13 protein-coding genes and 1 pseudogene are annotated in these 17,647 nt (G+C 70.4%); 8 read left to right on the forward strand and 6 right to left on the reverse strand.

Annotated features, from left to right (window positions below):
* Positions 1–2: 2 nt before the first annotated feature.
* The 4 genes and pseudogenes from CHR28_RS35855 to CHR28_RS35865 all read right to left on the reverse strand — a co-directional run bounded on the left by CHR28_RS35855 (position 3) and on the right by CHR28_RS35865 (position 6,827).
* The gene (locus CHR28_RS35855; RefSeq protein WP_094057913.1) at positions 3–1,853 is read right to left on the reverse strand and encodes an ABC transporter substrate-binding protein; all 1,851 of its coding nucleotides are present in this window, start codon (positions 1,851–1,853) and stop codon (positions 3–5) included.
* A 306-nt stretch (positions 1,854–2,159) separates the two neighbouring features.
* Positions 2,160–5,396 (reverse strand): nucleotide-binding protein, encoded by a 3,237-nt coding sequence (locus tag CHR28_RS35860; protein ID WP_373453418.1) that lies wholly within the window; start codon positions 5,394–5,396, stop codon positions 2,160–2,162.
* Between the two features lie 612 nt (positions 5,397–6,008).
* Positions 6,009–6,122: pseudogene (locus CHR28_RS39075) on the reverse strand (hypothetical protein); the annotation flags it as partial.
* A gap of 408 nt (positions 6,123–6,530) precedes the next feature.
* Positions 6,531–6,827 carry a DUF397 domain-containing protein gene (locus CHR28_RS35865; RefSeq protein ID WP_094057915.1) on the reverse strand — a complete coding sequence of 99 codons (297 nt, stop codon included), beginning with the start codon at positions 6,825–6,827 and terminating at the stop codon, positions 6,531–6,533.
* 268 nt (positions 6,828–7,095) lie between these two features.
* On the opposite strand from CHR28_RS35865, the gene rpsO reads away from it, so the two are divergent.
* From rpsO to CHR28_RS35890, 5 genes are all read left to right on the forward strand, one after another.
* Entirely contained in the window at positions 7,096–7,383 is a 288-nt protein-coding gene (gene rpsO / locus CHR28_RS35870; RefSeq protein WP_094057916.1) for a 30S ribosomal protein S15, read from the forward strand.
* A gap of 312 nt (positions 7,384–7,695) precedes the next feature.
* Entirely contained in the window at positions 7,696–9,915 is a 2,220-nt protein-coding gene (locus tag CHR28_RS35875; protein ID WP_094057917.1) for a polyribonucleotide nucleotidyltransferase, read from the forward strand.
* Complete coding sequence (locus CHR28_RS35880; protein ID WP_094057918.1) at positions 9,912–11,291, forward strand: M16 family metallopeptidase; 1,380 nt, start codon at positions 9,912–9,914, stop codon at positions 11,289–11,291. The genes CHR28_RS35875 and CHR28_RS35880 overlap by 4 nt, the downstream gene beginning before the upstream one ends.
* Before the next feature lie 28 nt (positions 11,292–11,319).
* Entirely contained in the window at positions 11,320–12,072 is a 753-nt protein-coding gene (gene dapB / locus CHR28_RS35885) for a 4-hydroxy-tetrahydrodipicolinate reductase (RefSeq protein WP_094057919.1), read from the forward strand.
* A 13-nt stretch (positions 12,073–12,085) separates the two neighbouring features.
* Complete coding sequence (locus CHR28_RS35890) at positions 12,086–12,541, forward strand: hypothetical protein (RefSeq protein WP_094057920.1); 456 nt, start codon at positions 12,086–12,088, stop codon at positions 12,539–12,541.
* Between the two features lie 75 nt (positions 12,542–12,616).
* Here the strand turns inward: CHR28_RS35890 and CHR28_RS35895 are convergent, their stop codons facing one another.
* Both CHR28_RS35895 and CHR28_RS35900 read right to left on the reverse strand, forming a co-directional pair.
* Positions 12,617–13,171, reverse strand: coding sequence for a hypothetical protein (locus CHR28_RS35895; protein WP_094057921.1), 555 nt, complete (start codon positions 13,169–13,171; stop codon positions 12,617–12,619).
* A 113-nt stretch (positions 13,172–13,284) separates the two neighbouring features.
* A complete protein-coding gene (locus CHR28_RS35900) occupies positions 13,285–13,524 on the reverse strand; it encodes a hypothetical protein (protein WP_094057922.1) in 240 nt (79 codons plus the stop codon).
* Between the two features lie 158 nt (positions 13,525–13,682).
* On the opposite strand from CHR28_RS35900, the gene thyX reads away from it, so the two are divergent.
* The 3 genes from thyX to CHR28_RS35915 all read left to right on the forward strand — a co-directional run bounded on the left by thyX (position 13,683) and on the right by CHR28_RS35915 (position 17,372).
* Positions 13,683–14,420 (forward strand): FAD-dependent thymidylate synthase, encoded by a 738-nt coding sequence (gene thyX / locus CHR28_RS35905; RefSeq protein WP_094057923.1) that lies wholly within the window; start codon positions 13,683–13,685, stop codon positions 14,418–14,420.
* Between the two features lie 211 nt (positions 14,421–14,631).
* The gene (gene dapA / locus CHR28_RS35910; RefSeq protein ID WP_094057924.1) at positions 14,632–15,531 is read left to right on the forward strand and encodes a 4-hydroxy-tetrahydrodipicolinate synthase; all 900 of its coding nucleotides are present in this window, start codon (positions 14,632–14,634) and stop codon (positions 15,529–15,531) included.
* Positions 15,532–15,686: 155 nt separating this feature from the next.
* A complete protein-coding gene (locus tag CHR28_RS35915; RefSeq protein WP_094057925.1) occupies positions 15,687–17,372 on the forward strand; it encodes a ribonuclease J in 1,686 nt (561 codons plus the stop codon).
* The last annotated feature ends 275 nt before the right edge of the window (positions 17,373–17,647 follow it).

Below are 17,647 nucleotides of genomic sequence, written 5' to 3' on the forward strand. Positions count from 1 at the left end.
GGTCACTCACGGTCGTCGGCACCGGCCCGGCGGCGCACCGCCACGACCGTACCGAGGCCGATCAGCAGCACGAGACTCGTGGCGATGACGGCCACGACAGCCGTGGACGAACCGCCGGAGGAGTCGCCGGAGTCCGCCGGGACGGCCGACCACCAGCTCCAGTAGCCGTCCTGGCCGTAGATGTTCCCCGCCTTCGCCGGCATGGTCGTGATCGACTTGATCTGGTCCGTCCGGTAGGCCTCGACCGCGTTCGGGTACGCCATGACGTTCATGTACCCGAGGTCGTACAGCCGCGACTCCATCTGCTTGACGATGTCCGCCCGTTTGGCGGGGTCGTACTCGGCGAGCTGGCGGGCGTAGAGCTCGTCGTAGGTCTTGTCGCAGATGAAGTTGTCCGTCGCGCCCGTGTCCTTCGGGGTCGCCGGGAGCGCGCCGCAGGTGTGGATGGACAGCACGAAGTCCGGGTCGGGGTTGACCGACCAGCCGTCGAACGCCAGGTCGTACTTGCCGGCCAGCCACGGGTCCGTGACGTTGTCCAGGCAGTCGAGCCGGACGCCGATGCCGAGGTCGCCCCACCACTCCTGGAGGTACTTGCCGACGGCCTTGTCGTTCGGGTCGGTGGCGTGGCACAGGACCCGGTAGGTGATCGGCTTGCCGTCCTTGCCGACGCGCTTGCCGTCACCGTTCTTCCGGTAACCCGCCCGGTCGAGCAGCTGCGCCGCCTTCGCCGGGTCGTACGCCAGTTTCCGGCTCGCGGAGGGCTTCCAGAAATAGTCCTGAAAGCGCGGTGGGATGTAGCCCTCGCCCTCGACGGCGTGGCCCCGGAACACCTTGTCGATGATGGCCTCGCGGTCGACGGCCATGAACAGCGCGTTGCGCACCCGCTGGTCCAGCAGGGAGGGGTGGCCGTCACCGAACTTCTCGCCGTTCTTGGCCTTCGCGCCCGGGTTGGTGGCCAGGGCGTAGAAGCGCCGGCCGGGCGCGTCGTTCACCTGGATGTCGTCCGCGCCCTTCAGCGAGTCCGCCTGAGCGGGCGTGAGGGAGGGCGACCCGGCGACGAAGGACACCTCGCCCTTGCGCAGGGCGGAGACGGCCGCGTCCTGGTCCTTGTAGTAGCGGAAGACCAGCTCGTCGAATTTCGGCGCCCCGCGCCAGAACGACTTGTTCGCCTTGAGCCGGACGTAGCTGTCGGCCTTGTAGCCGGTGAGCACGAAGGGGCCGTTGCCGACGACGGGGAAGCTCTTGTCGTTGTTGAACTCGGAGAAGTCCGAGACCTTCTCCCACACGTGCTTCGGCACGATCGGCACGTCCAGCGCGGTCATCGTGGCCTGCGGTTTCTTCAGCTCGATGACCAGCTTGGTGGGGCTCGGTGCCGTCACCTTCTCGAAGTTCCCGACGTAGCTGCCGTTGGCCGTGGCCGCGCCGTCGTCCGTCATCATCTTGTTGAACGTCCAGGCCGCGTCCTCGGCGGTGGCCCGCTTGCCGTCCGACCACGTCGAGTCCGAGCGGATCGTGTACGTCCACGTGAGCTTGTCCGGCGACGGCTCCCACTTGGTGGCCAGGCCCGGCACGGCGTGGTTGTCCTTGGGGTCGTAGTTCGTCAGGTACTCGTACATGAGCCGGTGGATGCTCGTGCTGAGCAGCCGGACCGCCAGGAACGGGCTGAGCGAGTCCACGCTCTGCGCGACCGCGACGGTCAGCACCTTCTTGCCGTCGTCGGCCGCCCGGGCCTGCCGGGGCGCCGGGTCGAGCGGGGTGGCGAGCCCGGCGGTGAGGGTGAGCGCGGCCGCCCCGGCCAAGGCGACGAGCCGGAGGCCGCGCGGGAGGCTGCGTGTCTGATCGTTCGTGCCCATGGTCGGACCTCGCGTCATCGCTCGGACGGGAAGGACGGGTTGATCAGCTGTCAGGGGATGCTGAGTGTGTATCAGCGGCCGTCTCCACCCGTCAACGGCGCATTCACCCCTTGTGGCCTGCGGAAATAACGAATTGGCGAGCTTTTCGCGCCCATTGGTAGAGACCACTGACGCGCCCCTGGCCAGGGCCTGGCAACGGATTTCGCCCGTTCCGGCCCCGGAACGCACGACGGCCCGCGCCGGGTCGGGACGGCACGGGCCGGAAAGCGGACCGGCCCCTCGAAAGGGGCCGATCGGGTGAGGCGATTACTGCGTCGGGGGCGGGGGCGGCGGGGTCTGCCCCTGCGGCTGCTGCCCCTGCGGATCGGGCTGACCCGGGTGACCGGGGTGACCGGGGTGTCCGGGCTGACCCGGCTGTGGGTAGCCGTAGCCCGGCTGCGGCGGGGCGGCCGGGGGCTGGCCGGGCTGTCCCGGCTGCGGGTAGGGCGGCTGCCCGGCGGCCTGCGGGTACGGCTGCTGTCCCGGCTGGGGGTAGGGCTGTCCGGGCTGCGCGTACGGCTGCCCCGGCTGCGGGTACGGCTGCGCCGGCTGCTGGGGATGGGGCTGGGGCTGCTGGGGGTACGGGCCGGGCTGCTGCTGTCCGGGATACGGAGGCTGTCCGGGGACGGGCTGTCCGGGATAGGGAGCCTGGCCGGGAACGGGCTGTCCGGGGACGTGCTGGCCGGGGACGTGCTGGCCCGGGAGCGGCGGGGCGGCGACGGGCGGCGGGTTGCCGTCGGAGGTCCACAGCCCGTGCGACTGCTGGTGACGGACGAAGTCCTCGGCGACCATCGCCGCGAGGTTGAAGTACGCCTCCCGCACCTTCGGCCGCATCATGTCGAGGTCGACCTCCGCACCGGCGGCGAGGTGCTCGTCGAACGGCACGACGACGACGCCCCGGCAGCGCGTCTCGAAGTGCGCCACGATGTCCTCGACCTTGATCATCTTGCCGGTCTCGCGCACTCCGGAGATGACGGTGAGGGACCGCGAGACGAGGTCGGCGTATCCGTGCGCCGACAGCCAGTCCAGCGTGGTGCTCGCGCTGCTCGCCCCGTCCACGGACGGGGTCGAGATGATGATGAGCTGGTCGGCGAGGTCGAGGACCCCGCGCATGGCGCTGTAGAGCAGACCCGTACCGGAGTCGGTGAGGATGATCGGGTACTGCTTGCCGAGCACGTCGATCGCCCGCCGGTAGTCCTCGTCGTTGAACGTCGTGGACACGGCCGGGTCGACGTCGTTGGCGATGATCTCCAGCCCGGAGGACGCCTGCGAGGTGAACCGCCGGATGTCCATGTACGAGTTGAGGTACGGGATCGCCTGGACGAGGTCACGGATGGTCGCCCCGGTCTCCCGCCGCACCCGGCGCCCGAGGGTGCCCGCGTCCGGGTTGGCGTCGATCGCGAGGATCTTGTCCTGCCGCTCGGTGGCGAGCGTGGAGCCGAGCGCGGTGGTGGTGGTCGTCTTGCCGACGCCGCCCTTGAGGCTGATCACCGCGATCCGGTAGCAGGAGAGCACGGGCGTACGGATCAGGTCGAGCTTGCGCTGCCGCTCGGCCTCCTCCTTCTTGCCGCCGATCTTGAACCGCCCGCCACCCGCTGCCGGGCGGCTGCTCTTCGCCTTCTGCTTCTTGCTGTTGAGCAGCCGGTCGGACGACAGCTCCACGGCGGCGGTGTAACCGAGCGGCGCGGCCCCGGGATTGGTCGGCTGCCGCTGATCGTGCTGCATGGGCTGCGGCCAGGCGGCACCGGTGCGGGGGTCGACGGGGGGCTGTGCCTGGCCGGGCTGCCCGGGCTGAACCGGCGGCTGCTGGCCACCGGGGTGCGGGGGCTGAGCGTGCGGCGGCTGGGCGTGCGGCGGCTGGGCGTGCGGCTGTGCCTGCGGGGGGATGCCGGGCTGGGGCTGGGATTGGGGCTGCTGGGCCGGCGGCTGGGGGAAGCCGTAGCCGCCCTGGGGGTTCGGCGCCGCCGGGGCGGGAGCACCGGGGTGCGGGAAACCGTAGGCGCCCTGCGCGTCGGGGGCGGGGCTGGGAGCGGGCGGGGTCTCCGGCTGCTGCGCCGGGGGCATGCCGGGGTGCGGCTGCGGCTGCTGCGGCTGCTGTGGCTGCTCGGCGGGAGCAGGCATGCCAGGGTGCGGGAAGCCGTAACCGGCCTGGGCGTGGGGGGCGGCCGGGGCAGGAGCCCCGGGATGCGGGAAGCCGTAACCGCCGGCCTGAGGCGCGGGCGCCGGCTGAGCGGGCGGCTGGTTCGGCGGCGTCGGCACGCCCGGCTGGTGCCATGCGGCGGGCGCGGGCTGCGGCGCCTGCGGCTGGAACGGCGGCTGCTGAGCCGGCACCGACGGCTGAGGCGGCTGAGGCGGCACCGGCGCCTGGCTTTGGGCCGCGGCCGGCTGGGGCTGCGCGTCCGTGGGCTGGGGCTGCTGCGGCTGCTGCGGCTGCTGCTGAGGCTGGGCCGGCCACTCGCTCGCCGGTGCCGGAACGGCCGGCTGATACGACGGCGGCAGCGGCGGCACACCCTGCGGGGCCGGGGGAGTCCACGCGGGCTGGGCATCGGACGGCCCCGGCACGGCGGCGTCCTGCGCCGCGCTGTCCTCGTCTTCGCCCTTGTCCTCGACCTCGTCGTCCACAGACTTGGCGTTGGCAGGCTCGGCATCTGACGGCTCGGCGTCCGCGAGGGGGAAGTCGTCGTTCACCGAGGAGCCGGCGTCCTGGACGTCGGCGGGCACGGCATCGACCGGCGCCGCGTCCGCTGGCACGGCGTCTACAGGAACCGAATCCGACGGAGCTGCGTCCACGGGCTCAACGTCCGCCGGCACGGCATCCGAGGGCTCAGCGTCCGCGGGAACGGCGTCAGCGGCAACGGCGTCGGCAGGCTCGGCGTCCGCGGGAACGGCGTCGGCAGGCTCGGCGTCCGCGGGAACGGCGTCGGCAGGCTCGGCGTCCGCGGGAACGGCGTCAGCGACGGCGGCGTCGGCAGGCTCGGCGTCCGCGGGAGCAGCGGCAGCGGCAGCGGCGTCGGCAGGCTCAGCGTCCGCAGGAACGGCGTCGACCGGCACCGCGTCCGTGGACGCCGTCTCCTCCGGCGCGTCGTCCTGCGGCTCGGTGTCCTCGCTCGTCGACTCGTCGCTCTCCGCCCCTGGGGCGTCCTCGTCCGCAGTGATGTCCACCGGGACGTCCACCGGCTCCGCGTCCTCGGACCGGGCCTCCTCGGGAGCCCCGCTCTCCTCGGCAACCGCCTCCGTGCCCTCGACCTCGCCGGCGTCCTCAGCCTTCTGCTCCGCGTCCTGGACCTCGTCGGCCGCCGCGGCACGCTCCGCGATCTCCTGCTTCAACGCGACGGCGGAGAAGCGCATGGTGGCACCGCTCTCCAGGTCACCGTCAACGGACTCGGCGGACTCGGCGTCATCGGAGGCCGGCGTGGCCGGCGTCGCGGGAGCGGCCGGAGCCGCCTCCGGCGGAGCGGGCGGCGTCCACTGCGTCTGCTGCCCACCGACCGGGATGTTCGGCACAGCCGTAGGAGAGGCCGGACCTGCCGAAGGCTCCTCCGCCCGCCCGTCGGACTGGTCGGACTCCTCGGAGCGGGCCCCCTGTGGCTCGAACCCCATCGGCAGCCTGGGCACGGCGGACGGCCCCCCGGCAGACGGCGCGGGAGGCGTGAAGGGCGCACCCGGAGCGGGCGCGGGAGGCGTGAACGGAGCTCCCGGAGCGGGCGGAGGCGCGGGCGGCGTGAAAGGCGCCCCGGGCGCCGGAGCCGGCCCCGGTACGTACGAAGAGGACGGACCGCTGGAAGGAGCAGGCGGATACGCGTAGCCACCCCCGGAGGGATTCGCGTGCGGCGGCGGAGTCAGACCGGGCAGCGGCGGAACCGGCCCGCTCGGCGCACCGGAGGAACCCGCACCCGTACCAGAACCCGAACCCGAACCAGTACTGGAACCCGAACCGGCACCCCCAGAGGCACCCCCGGCGGCACTCCCGGAGACACCAGAGCCCCCCGAAGCCCCCGACCCCCCGGACGACGCCGCCCCGGCCCCCGAACCTCCCGAGTTCGTAGCCGAACTCCCCGAGGCGTTCTGCGTGTACCAGGCGGGCGGCGCGTAGTCGATGGTGAACTCGCCCGTCACCTCTGCCGCGGACTCCGCGTCGGGCTGGTCATCGCCGGGTGTCGCCCAGCCCCCGCGGATCCCGTCCCGATCGCTGCTCACAGTGTTCCTCCTGGTGTGGTCGAGCACCCTCATGCCGTGCTGGGGCGACCCTTGCTTGTCGTCCGACGTCGTGCGAAGCCGTGCGAAGTCGTTTGAGGCGTATCGAGGTCGTCCGAGGCAGTCCGATCCACAAACTCCCCCGTGTTCCCCCTGGGACACCGGCGCCCGCTCCACGGTTTCCGGCGCAGTGCCCCGTCCCAGCCTAATCACCACAAGCCCCGCCACGGCAGGCCCGTCCACCCCCGAGCAGCTGTCCGCCGCGTCACAACCTGCCCAGAAGGTGCCCCGAAGTGACGTACGGGGCAGACAGGTTGAGGAACAAAAAGGGGCGAGAAACGTGAAGAACCCGAAACCCCCTTGCTGAAAGCGCCGTTGCGGCCCCGGACAGCACAACGAGGGGCGGCCGTCCGCCGGCTCACCCCTCGTCGTGCGTCCTCGCGCCTACTGCCCCGCCCGGGAGCCTCCGTCGCGCTGCCTCGGCTCCAGGTCGAACTCCCCGTCCCGCGCTCCCAGCACGAAGGCCCGCCACTCCGCCTCCGTGTAACGCAGCACCGTCTCCGGGTCGAGGGAGGACCGCATCGCCACGGCCCCCTCCGGCAGGTACGCGATCTCCACCCGCTCCTCGTGCTCCTCGGTGCCCGGCGCGCAGTGCCACTCCACGCCGGAGATGTCCAGGGCGTAGAGCTCGTCCCGCTCCCGCTCCTTGCGCGCCTTGATCTCCTCAGCCGTCTCCGCCATGCCGCAGCGACCCCTTCCCGACGTACGAACGATCCGAGCCCGCCCACCCTAGTGGCCCTCTCCGCTCCGGCCGGGGGCTTCGGGGGCCAGGGCAAAAAGGGCCCCGACCACCTGGTACTCTGGTCGACGGCCGTTTGTGTACGCACCCCCGGAACCAGCCGTTCTGGAGGCCGCGCCCAGCGGATCCCCGCCTTCCGAGTCACGGAAGCTCCCCCGAGAAGCAGACCGGGGGCACTCGGTGGCCATCACAGACCAATGAGGAGTACGCGTGTCGCTCGACGCCGCTACGAAGAAGCAGATCGTGTCCGAGTTCGGTACCAAGGAGGGCGACACCGGCTCCCCCGAGGTCCAGGTCGCTCTGCTGTCCCGTCGGATCTCCGACCTGACCGAGCACCTCAAGACCCACAAGCACGACCACCACTCCCGCCGTGGCCTGCTGATCCTGGTGGGTCAGCGTCGCCGCCTTCTCCAGTACCTGGCGAAGAAGGACATCCAGCGCTTCCGTGCGCTGGTCGACCGCCTCGGCATCCGCCGTGGTGCGGCGGGCGCCAAGTAAGACGCCGTGAAGGGAGCGGTTCCCGGCAGAAACGGGGCCGCTCCCTTTGCTGTACGCGCGCAACTGTACGTGCGGAGTGTCACCACCCCTTTGTAGTGTGGTAGCACAACGCAATACGGACGACACAGCACGACAAGAGGAGAGGCGCTCCACGCCGCCGCCGGTCCTCGGTAGTGGCCCCCGGGAGAACAGAGCCCCGGGTGCTTCGATCGAAGACCGGCCCGCACAGCACGGCGCGCATCTCCGGGAGTGTCCCCCTGCCACACGGGCAGTCGAGGGACGAAAGACGACAAGTAAACGGAGAGATCGCTAGTGGAGAACGAGACCCACTACGCCGAGGCCGTCATCGACAACGGCGCCTTCGGCACCCGCACCATCCGCTTCGAGACGGGCCGCCTGGCCAAGCAGGCCGCCGGCTCCGCCGTGGCGTACCTGGACGACGACACCATGGTGCTGTCGGCCACCACCGCCTCCAAGAACCCCAAGGACCAGCTCGACTTCTTCCCGCTGACGGTGGACGTCGAGGAGCGGATGTACGCCGCCGGCAAGATCCCCGGCAGCTTCTTCCGCCGTGAGGGCCGCCCCTCCGAGGACGCCATCCTCACCTGCCGCCTGATCGACCGCCCGCTGCGCCCGTCCTTCAAGAAGGGCCTGCGCAACGAGATCCAGGTCGTCGCCACGATCATGGCGCTCAACCCCGACCACCTGTACGACGTCGTGGCGATCAACGCCGCCTCCGCGTCCACGCAGCTGGCCGGCCTGCCCTTCTCCGGCCCGATCGGCGGCGTCCGCGTCGCGCTGATCAACGGCCAGTGGGTCGCCTTCCCGACGCACACCGAGCTCGAGGACGCCGTCTTCGACATGGTCGTCGCGGGCCGCACCCTGGAGGACGGCGACGTCGCGATCATGATGGTCGAGGCCGAGGCCACCGAGAAGACCATCCAGCTGGTCAAGGGCGGCGCCGAGGCCCCGACCGAGGAGGTCGTCGCCGCCGGTCTGGAAGCCGCGAAGCCCTTCATCAAGGTCCTCTGCAAGGCCCAGGCCGACCTCGCCGCGAAGGCCGCCAAGCCGACCGCCGAGTTCCCGATCTTCCTCGACTACCAGGACGACGTCCTGGAGGCGCTCACCGCCGCCGTCAAGCCCGAGCTCGCCCAGGCGCTCACCATCGCCGGCAAGCAGGAGCGCGAGAGCGAGCTGGACCGCGTCAAGCAGCTCGCCGCCGAGAAGCTCCTGCCGGAGTTCGAGGGCCGCGAGAAGGAGATCTCCGCCGCGTACCGCTCGCTCACCAAGCAGCTGGTCCGCGAGCGCGTGATCAAGGAGAAGAAGCGCATCGACGGCCGCGGGCTGACGGACATCCGTACGCTCGCCGCCGAGGTCGAGGCCATCCCGCGGGTCCACGGCTCCGCCGTGTTCGAGCGTGGCGAGACCCAGATCCTGGGCGTCACCACCCTGAACATGCTCCGCATGGAGCAGCAGCTGGACACCCTCTCCCCGGTGACCCGCAAGCGCTACATGCACAACTACAACTTCCCGCCGTACTCCACCGGCGAGACCGGCCGCGTCGGCTCCCCGAAGCGGCGCGAGATCGGCCACGGCGCCCTCGCCGAGCGCGCCCTGATCCCGGTCCTGCCGACCCGCGAGGAGTTCCCCTACGCGATCCGCCAGGTCTCCGAGGCGCTGAGCTCGAACGGCTCGACGTCCATGGGCTCGGTCTGCGCCTCCACCATGTCGCTGCTGAACGCCGGTGTGCCGCTCAAGGCCCCCGTCGCCGGTATCGCCATGGGCCTGATCTCCCAGGAGATCGAGGGCGAGACGCACTACGTCACCCTCACCGACATCCTCGGTGCGGAGGACGCCTTCGGCGACATGGACTTCAAGGTCGCCGGCACCAAGGAGTTCGTGACCGCCCTCCAGCTCGACACCAAGCTGGACGGCATCCCCGCCTCCGTCCTGGGCGCGGCCCTGAAGCAGGCCCGTGACGCCCGCCTCCACATCCTCGACGTGATGATGGAAGCGATCGACACCCCGGACGAGATGTCCCCGAACGCCCCGCGGATCATCACCGTCAAGATCCCCGTGGACAAGATCGGCGAGGTCATCGGCCCCAAGGGCAAGATGATCAACCAGATCCAGGAGGACACGGGCGCCGAGATCACCATCGAGGACGACGGCACGATCTACATCGGTGCCGCCGACGGCCCCTCCGCGGAGGCCGCCCGCACCACGATCAACGGCATCGCCAACCCGACGATGCCCGAGGTCGGCGAGCGCTACCTCGGTACGGTCGTGAAGACGACCACCTTCGGCGCGTTCGTCTCCCTGCTGCCCGGCAAGGACGGTCTGCTGCACATCTCGCAGATCCGCAAGCTGGCCGGCGGCAAGCGCGTGGAGAACGTCGAGGACGTCCTCGGTGTGGGCCAGAAGGTCCAGGTCGAGATCGCCGAGATCGACTCCCGCGGCAAGCTCTCCCTGATCCCCGTGATCGAGGGCGAGGACGGCGACGAGACGAAGAAGGACGACGCCGACCAGTGACGTCCCGTGGCTCCAAGGCGACGGCCCGCACCTCCTCGGAGGCGCGGGCCGTCGCCCGTACCCAAACCCTCATCAAGGGCGAGAACGGCATCGGCACGGTCCGCAAGACCACCCTCCCGGGCGGCCTGCGCATCGTCACCGAGACCCTGCCCTCGGTCCGCTCCGCGACCTTCGGCATCTGGGCACACGTCGGCTCCCGCGACGAGACCCCCGCGCTGAACGGCGCCACCCACTACCTGGAGCACCTGCTCTTCAAGGGCACGAACCGCAGGTCCGCCCTGGACATCTCCTCCGCCATCGACGCCGTCGGCGGCGAGATGAACGCGTTCACGGCGAAGGAGTACACGTGCTACTACGCACGTGTGCTCGACACGGACCTGCCGCTCGCCATCGACGTCGTCTGCGACATGCTGACCGGCTCCCTCATCCTCGAAGAGGACGTCGACGTCGAACGCGGCGCGATCCTCGAAGAGATCGCCATGACCGAGGACGACCCGGGCGACTGCGTGCACGACCTGTTCGCGCACACGATGTTCGGCGACAACCCCCTCGGCCGCCCCGTCCTCGGCACGGTCGACACGGTCAACGCCCTCACCGCCGACCGCATCCGCCGCTTCTACAAGAAGCACTACGACCCCACCCACCTGGTCGTCGCCTGCGCCGGCAACATCGACCACGCCAAGGTCGTCCGGCAGGTCCGCACCGCCTTCGAGAAGGCCGGCGCCTTCAAGGACCTGACCGCCGAGCCCGTCGCCCCGCGCGACGGCAGGCGCGCCCTGCGCACCGCCGGCCGCGTCGAACTGGTCGACCGCAAGACCGAGCAGGCCCACGTCGTGCTCGGCATGCCCGGCCTGTCCCGCACCGACGAGCGCCGCTGGGCCCTGGGCGTGCTGAACACCGCCCTCGGCGGCGGCATGTCCTCCCGCCTCTTCCAGGAGGTCCGGGAGAAGCGCGGCCTGGCCTACAGCGTGTACTCGTACACCTCCGGCTTCGCCGACTGCGGTCTCTTCGGCGTCTACGCCGGCTGCCGGCCCTCCCAGGTGCACGACGTGCTGAAGATCTGCCGCGACGAACTCGACCACGTCGCCGAGCACGGCCTCACCGACGACGAGATCGCACGGGCCATCGGCCAGCTCCAGGGCTCCACGGTCCTCGGCCTGGAGGACACCGGCGCGCTGATGAACCGTATCGGCAAGAGCGAGCTGTGCTGGGGCGAGCAGATGTCCGTCGACGACATGCTGTCCCGGATAGCGTCGGTCACCCCGGACGACGTCCGGGCGGTCGCCGGCGAGATCCTGGGACGCAAGCCCTCCCTGTCGGTCATCGGCCCGCTGAAGGACAAACAGGCGGCCCGCCTGCACGACGCCGTCGCCTGACAAACCCCTGGTGAAAGAAGCACAAGAGATGAGCAAGCTGCGCGTGGCGGTCCTCGGCGCCAAGGGCCGGATCGGCTCCGAAGCCGTCCGGGCCGTCGAGGCCGCCGAGGACATGGAGCTGATCGCCGCCCTGGGCCGGGGCGACAAGCTGGAGACGCTGACCGAAGCCGGCGCCCAGGTCGCGGTCGAGCTGACCACGCCCGACTCGGTCATGGCCAACCTCGAGTTCCTCGTCGGCCACGGCATCCACGCGGTCGTCGGCACCACCGGCTGGACCGAGGAGCGCCTCGCCCGGCTGAACGGCTGGTTGGAGCAGTCCCCGCAGACGGGCGTGCTCATCGCGCCCAACTTCTCCATCGGGGCCGTCCTCACCATGAAGTTCGCGCAGCTCGCCGCCCCGTACTTCGAGTCGGTCGAGGTCGTCGAACTGCACCACCCCAACAAGGTGGACGCCCCTTCCGGCACCGCCACGCGCACCGCGCAGCTCATCGCCGAGGCCCGCCGCGCCGCCGGCACCGCCCCGGCCCCCGACGCCACGGCCACCGCCCTCGACGGTGCCCGCGGCGCCGACGTCGACGGCGTCCCGGTCCACGCGGTCCGGCTGCGCGGGCTCCTCGCCCACCAGGAGGTCCTGCTCGGCGGCGAGGGCGAGACCCTGACGGTCCGGCACGACTCGCTCCACCACAGCAGCTTCATGCCGGGCATCCTGCTCGGCGCCCGCCGCGTGGTGAGCACCCCGGGCCTGACCTTCGGCCTGGAACACTTCCTGGACCTGAACTGAGCCCCTGACCGTCATGCGCGCGAAGCTCACCTACGCCCTCACGGCCGCCGTCCTGGTCGTCTACTTCGTCCTGGTCGGCAGCCGCGGCCTCCTGCTCATCGAGACCGGCACGCCCCTCACCGTCACCTTCGGCGTGGCGGTGCTGATCCTGCCTGCCATCGGCCTGTGGTTCCTGTGGAAGAACACCCAGTTCGTCCGCAGGGCCAACGCCCTCGCCGCCGAACTCGACGCCGAGGGCGGCCTGCCCGTCGACGAGTTGAAGCGCACGCCCAGCGGCCGCATCGACCGGGACTCGGCCGACGAGGTCTTCGCCCGGCGCAAGGCCGAGACGGAGGCCGCTCCCGACGACTGGCGCACCTGGTTCCGCCTCGCCGTGGCCTACCACGACGCCCGCGACACCCCGCGCGCCCGCAAGGCGATGCAGCGCGCCATCGCCCTGTACGACGGCAAGCAGCCCGAGACGGCCTGAACAGGGCCTCCGTATGCCGATGGGGCCGGACCGCGCGAGTGGCGGTCCGGCCCCATCGGCATACGGGGGGGAAAGTCAGTGCGGGCGGTACTCGTCCGCCCAGACCTCCACCGAGTCGGCCGCCCGGTCGAAGGCCTCCATACGGCCCACGAAGTCCAGGTTGTGCGTGGACATCAGCAAAGGCACCCCGTCCGCCGTCCGCCCCTGCCGCTCCAGCAGCAGGGCCTGGCCCTGCACGGTCCGCGGCAACCCCAGCCAGCGCACCGGCTGCTGCACCGTACGCACCGAGACCACCTGCTCCCAGGGCGCCGTACGCGTGGTGAAGAAGGCCACCTGGCGCAGGCCGCGCGCGCTCACCCACACGCCCACGCGCAGCAGCCGCAGCGCGCCGGCGATGACGAGCAGCGCGAGGCCGAAGACCAGCCCGGCCGAGGCGAGTTCGGCCGTCGCCGCGATGACGACGGCCGCGAACAGCACGAACGAGGCGAGCAGCAGCGCGAGCGCCGCCGCCGCCACCCGCCATGGCCCGGGACGGTACGGCCGCCGCCAGCGGTCACGGTCGTCGTAAGGGAGCGGAACGTCGTCCGCCGCCTCGAAAACGCGGTCGGCCGTCAGAAAGGGCAGGGGCACGGCGGGTCCTCACTCGATCCATGCGTGGGCTGTGCCCGGTGAGGCTACCGATCTGTGTCCCCGGTCACCACTGGCGGGGGGCCGGATGGAGTCACCGCCCGTCCGGGGGCGGTTCAGCGCCTCTCGGACGCCTGGGACTGCTGCGGCTGCTGGGCCGAGTGGTCGGGCGACAGCGCGGGCGTCCCGATGACCAGGGACCCCACGAGCCCCGCCACGATGGTGAGCCCGGTGAGCCATCGGCCGGCCATCTGGCCGACGGACAGCCGCTCACGCGGAGGGGGAGTGACATTGCTGCGGAATCTGTCGGCCTCGGCGACGAAGGCGAACGGTACGGGTTCACGCCGACCGAACATCAGGGGTGCGTCTCCCTTCGAGGGTGGAACGGATCACGTGCATCTGTAGAGACGAACGAACTCCCACAGAGGTGCCCTGTTTCACCGACTTCATTGCGGCCCGTCACCAAACGTAGAGTGGCGTCGCCAAGAGACGCGATGGGAAGGCCCTGCGAACCGTGACCGACACCCCCGACGACTTCAAGATCGACCTGCGCAGTGATGTCACCGTCGAGCTGGTGAAACACAGCGCGGCCGACACCGACGTGCTCTTCGCGGCCCGGGTTTCCACCCTGGGGGAGCAGTCCCTGGACGAGCTGAAGAAGGACCCCGAGCGCTCCAAGGGCCTGATCAACTACCTGATGCGGGACCGGCACGGCAGCCCCTTCGAGCACAACTCGATGACCTTCCTCATCAGTGCCCCGATCTTCGTCTTCCGTGAGTTCATGCGGCACCGGGTCGGCTGGTCGTACAACGAGGAGAGCGGCCGCTACCGCGAGCTCCAGCCGGTCTTCTACGTGCCGGACACCTCCCGCAAGCTGATCCAGCAGGGACGCCCGGGCAAGTACGAGTTCGTCGAGGGCACCCCCGAGCAACACCGGCTGGTCGGCGAGGCCATGGAGAGCTCCTACCGCCAGGCCTACGAGAAGTACCAGCAGATGCTCGCCGCCGGCGTCGCCCGCGAGGTGGCCCGCGCGGTCCTCCCCGTCGGCCTGTACTCCTCGATGTACGCCACCTGCAACGCGCGCTCGCTGATGCACTTCCTCGGCCTGCGCACCCAGCACGAGCTGGCGAAGGTGCCGTCCTTCCCGCAGCGCGAGATCGAAATGGTCGGCGAGAAGATGGAGGCCGAGTGGGCCCGGCTCATGCCGCTCACGTACGCCGCCTTCAACGCCAACGGACGCGTGGCGCCGTAACCCGGGCCGCTTTCCCGATCAGGCACAGATGTACGGTTCAGCCGTGCGAAGTGTCCGTATTGCGGCATTTCGAGAAGTTCATCTAGCCTGATCAAACGGGTCCGGCACTGCTTGAACCCCCGAGCAAGCAGTGCCGGGCTCCACCTTTGTCACGACTTGTCGCCTGCCCCGAGGGCAGACCCGGTCCTGAGCAACGAGTAGCGTGTAACCCATGGCTCCGACCTCGACTCCGCAGACCCCCTTCGGGCGGGTCCTCACCGCCATGGTCACGCCCTTCACGGCGGACGGCGCACTCGACCTCGACGGCGCGCAGCGGCTCGCCGCCCACCTGGTGGACGCAGGCAACGACGGCCTGATCATCAACGGCACCACCGGCGAGTCCCCGACCACCAGCGACGCGGAGAAAGCGGATCTCGTACGGGCCGTCCTGGAAGCCGTCGGCGACCGGGCCCACGTCGTGGCCGGAGTCGGCACCAACGACACCCACCACAGCATCGAACTCGCCCGCGCGGCGGAGCGCACCGGCGCCCACGGCCTGCTCGTCGTGACGCCGTACTACAACAAGCCCCCGCAGGAGGGCCTCTACCGGCACTTCACGGCCGTCGCCGACGCCACCGGCCTGCCGGTCATGCTCTACGACATCCCCGGCCGCAGCGGCGTCCCGATCAACACCGAGACGCTCGTCCGCCTCGCCGAGCACCCGCGGATCGTCGCCAACAAGGACGCCAAGGGCGACCTCGGCCGCGCCAGCTGGGCCATCGCCCGCTCCGGCCTCGCCTGGTACTCCGGTGACGACATGCTGAACCTGCCGCTGCTCTCCGTCGGCGCGGTCGGCTTCGTCTCCGTCGTCGGCCACGTGGTCACGCCCGAGCTGCGCGCCCTGGTCGACGCGTACACCTCGGGCGACGTCCAGAAGGCCACCGAGATCCACCAGAAGCTGCTCCCCGTCTACACGGGCATGTTCCGCACGCAGGGCGTGATGACCACCAAGGCGGCGCTCGCTCTGAAGGGCCTGCCCTCCGGCCCGCTGCGCGCCCCCATGGTCGAGTGCGCGCCCGAGGAGATCGAGCAACTCAAGATCGATCTTGCCGCCGGCGGGGTACAGCTCTGACATCAGACTTCGCGCGGACCCCGCGCATGTGCTTCACAACTGAATAAGCGGGCCACCGGTGCCCGCACCACCCCACAACGACAACTGCTTCTGCACGAACGTCACGCGCGCCACGTGCCCAACCGGTACGTGGCGTGCGTGGTGAGGAGAGTCTTTTGAGTCATCCGCATCCCGAACTCAGCCCGCCCCCGCCGCTCCCCCAAGGCGGCCTGCGGGTCACCCCACTCGGCGGTCTCGGCGAGATCGGCCGCAACATGACGGTCTTCGAATACGGCGGCCGTCTGCTGATCGTCGACTGCGGAGTGCTCTTCCCCGAGGAGGAGCAGCCCGGAATCGACCTGATCCTGCCGGACTTCTCGTCCATCAGGGACCGCCTCGACGACATCGAGGGCATCGTGCTCACGCACGGCCACGAGGACCACATCGGCGGCGTCCCCTTCCTGCTGCGCGAGAAGCCGGACATCCCGCTGATCGGCTCCAAGCTGACCCTCGCCCTCATCGAGGCCAAGCTCCAGGAGCACCGCATCCGCCCCTACACCCTTGAGGTGGCCGAGGGGCACCGCGAGCGCATCGGCCCGTTCGACTGCGAGTTCGTCGCGGTCAACCACTCCATCCCGGACGCGCTGGCCGTGGCCATCCGCACCCCCGCGGGCATGGTGGTCCACACCGGCGACTTCAAGATGGACCAGCTCCCGCTGGACAGCCGCCTCACGGACCTGCACGCGTTCGCACGCCTGAGCGAGGAGGGCATCGACCTCCTGCTCTCGGACTCGACGAACGCCGAGGTGCCGGGCTTCGTCCCGCCCGAGCGGGAGATCTCCAACGTCCTGCGCCAGGTCTTCGCCGGCGCCCGCAAGCGCATCATCGTCGCGAGCTTCGCCAGCCACGTGCACCGCATCCAGCAGATCCTGGACGCCGCGCACGAGTACGGCCGCCGGGTCGCCTTCGTCGGCCGCTCCATGGTCCGCAACATGGGCATCGCCCGGGACCTCGGCTATCTGAAGGTCCCGCCGGGCCTGGTCGTGGACGTCAAGACGCTCGACGACCTCCCGGACAGCGAGGTGGTCCTCGTCTGCACGGGTTCCCAGGGCGAACCGATGGCGGCCCTGTCGCGCATGGCCAACCGCGACCACCAGATCCGCATCGTCCAGGGCGACACGGTCATCCTGGCGTCGTCCCTCATCCCCGGCAACGAGAACGCGGTCTACCGCGTGATCAACGGCCTCACCCGCTGGGGCGCCAACGTGGTCCACAAGGGCAACGCCAAGGTCCACGTCTCCGGCCACGCCTCCGCGGGCGAGCTGCTGTACTTCTACAACATCTGCCGCCCGAAGAACCTGATGCCGGTGCACGGCGAATGGCGCCACCTGCGCGCCAACGCCGAACTGGGCGCCCTGACCGGCGTCCCGCACGACCGCATCGTCATCGCCGAGGACGGCGTCGCCGTCGACCTCATCGAGGGCAAGGCCAAGATCTCCGGCAAGGTCCAGGCGGGCTACGTCTACGTCGACGGCCTCTCGGTCGGTGACGTGGGCGAGCCGGCTCTGAAAGACCGGAAGATCCTCGGCGACGAGGGCATCATCTCGGTCTTCGTGGTCATGGACTCGTCCACCGGCAAGATCACCGGCGGCCCGCACGTCCAGGCCCGCGGCTCGGGCATCGAGGACTCGGCCTTCGGCGACGTGATCCCCCGGATCACCGAGGTACTCGAACGCTCCGCGCAGGACGGCGTGGTCGAACCCCACCAGCTGCAGCAGCTCATCCGCCGCACACTGGGCAAGTGGGTCTCCGACACGTACCGGCGCCGGCCGATGATCCTGCCCGTGGTGGTGGAGGTCTGACGGACCGTCGGGTCTGAGCCAGTGCCAACTGGGAGCGGGGCGCCCCGATTTGCATCGGGGCGCCCCGCTCCAGTAGGTTTACAACTCCTCCCGACGGGGCACCCGGGCCAACTCAGGCACCGAGGACATGTCCGGCCGGGGCGGGAAATCCGACTCAGAAACTTCTGATAAAGTCGGAAGCGCCGGAAAGGAAACCGCGAAAGCGGAAACCTGGAAAGCACCGAGGAAATCGGGTCGAGAAAAGATCTGATAGAGTCGGAAACGCAAGACCGAAG

The sequence above is a fragment of the Streptomyces sp. XY006 genome (genome assembly GCF_002237655.1).
GTDB lineage: Bacteria > Actinomycetota > Actinomycetes > Streptomycetales > Streptomycetaceae > Streptomyces > Streptomyces levis.

Coding starts and splice junctions, on each gene's coding strand:
- CHR28_RS35900 (WP_094057922.1), bottom strand. CDS start 13,524: ATGTTCGGTCGGCGTGAACCCGTACCGTTCGCCTTCGTCGCCGAGGCC.
- dapA (WP_094057924.1), top strand. CDS start 14,632: ATGGCTCCGACCTCGACTCCGCAGACCCCCTTCGGGCGGGTCCTCACC.
- CHR28_RS35855 (WP_094057913.1), bottom strand. CDS start 1,853: ATGGGCACGAACGATCAGACACGCAGCCTCCCGCGCGGCCTCCGGCTC.
- CHR28_RS35865 (WP_094057915.1), bottom strand. CDS start 6,827: ATGGCGGAGACGGCTGAGGAGATCAAGGCGCGCAAGGAGCGGGAGCGG.
- dapB (WP_094057919.1), top strand. CDS start 11,320: ATGAGCAAGCTGCGCGTGGCGGTCCTCGGCGCCAAGGGCCGGATCGGC.
- CHR28_RS35890 (WP_094057920.1), top strand. CDS start 12,086: ATGCGCGCGAAGCTCACCTACGCCCTCACGGCCGCCGTCCTGGTCGTC.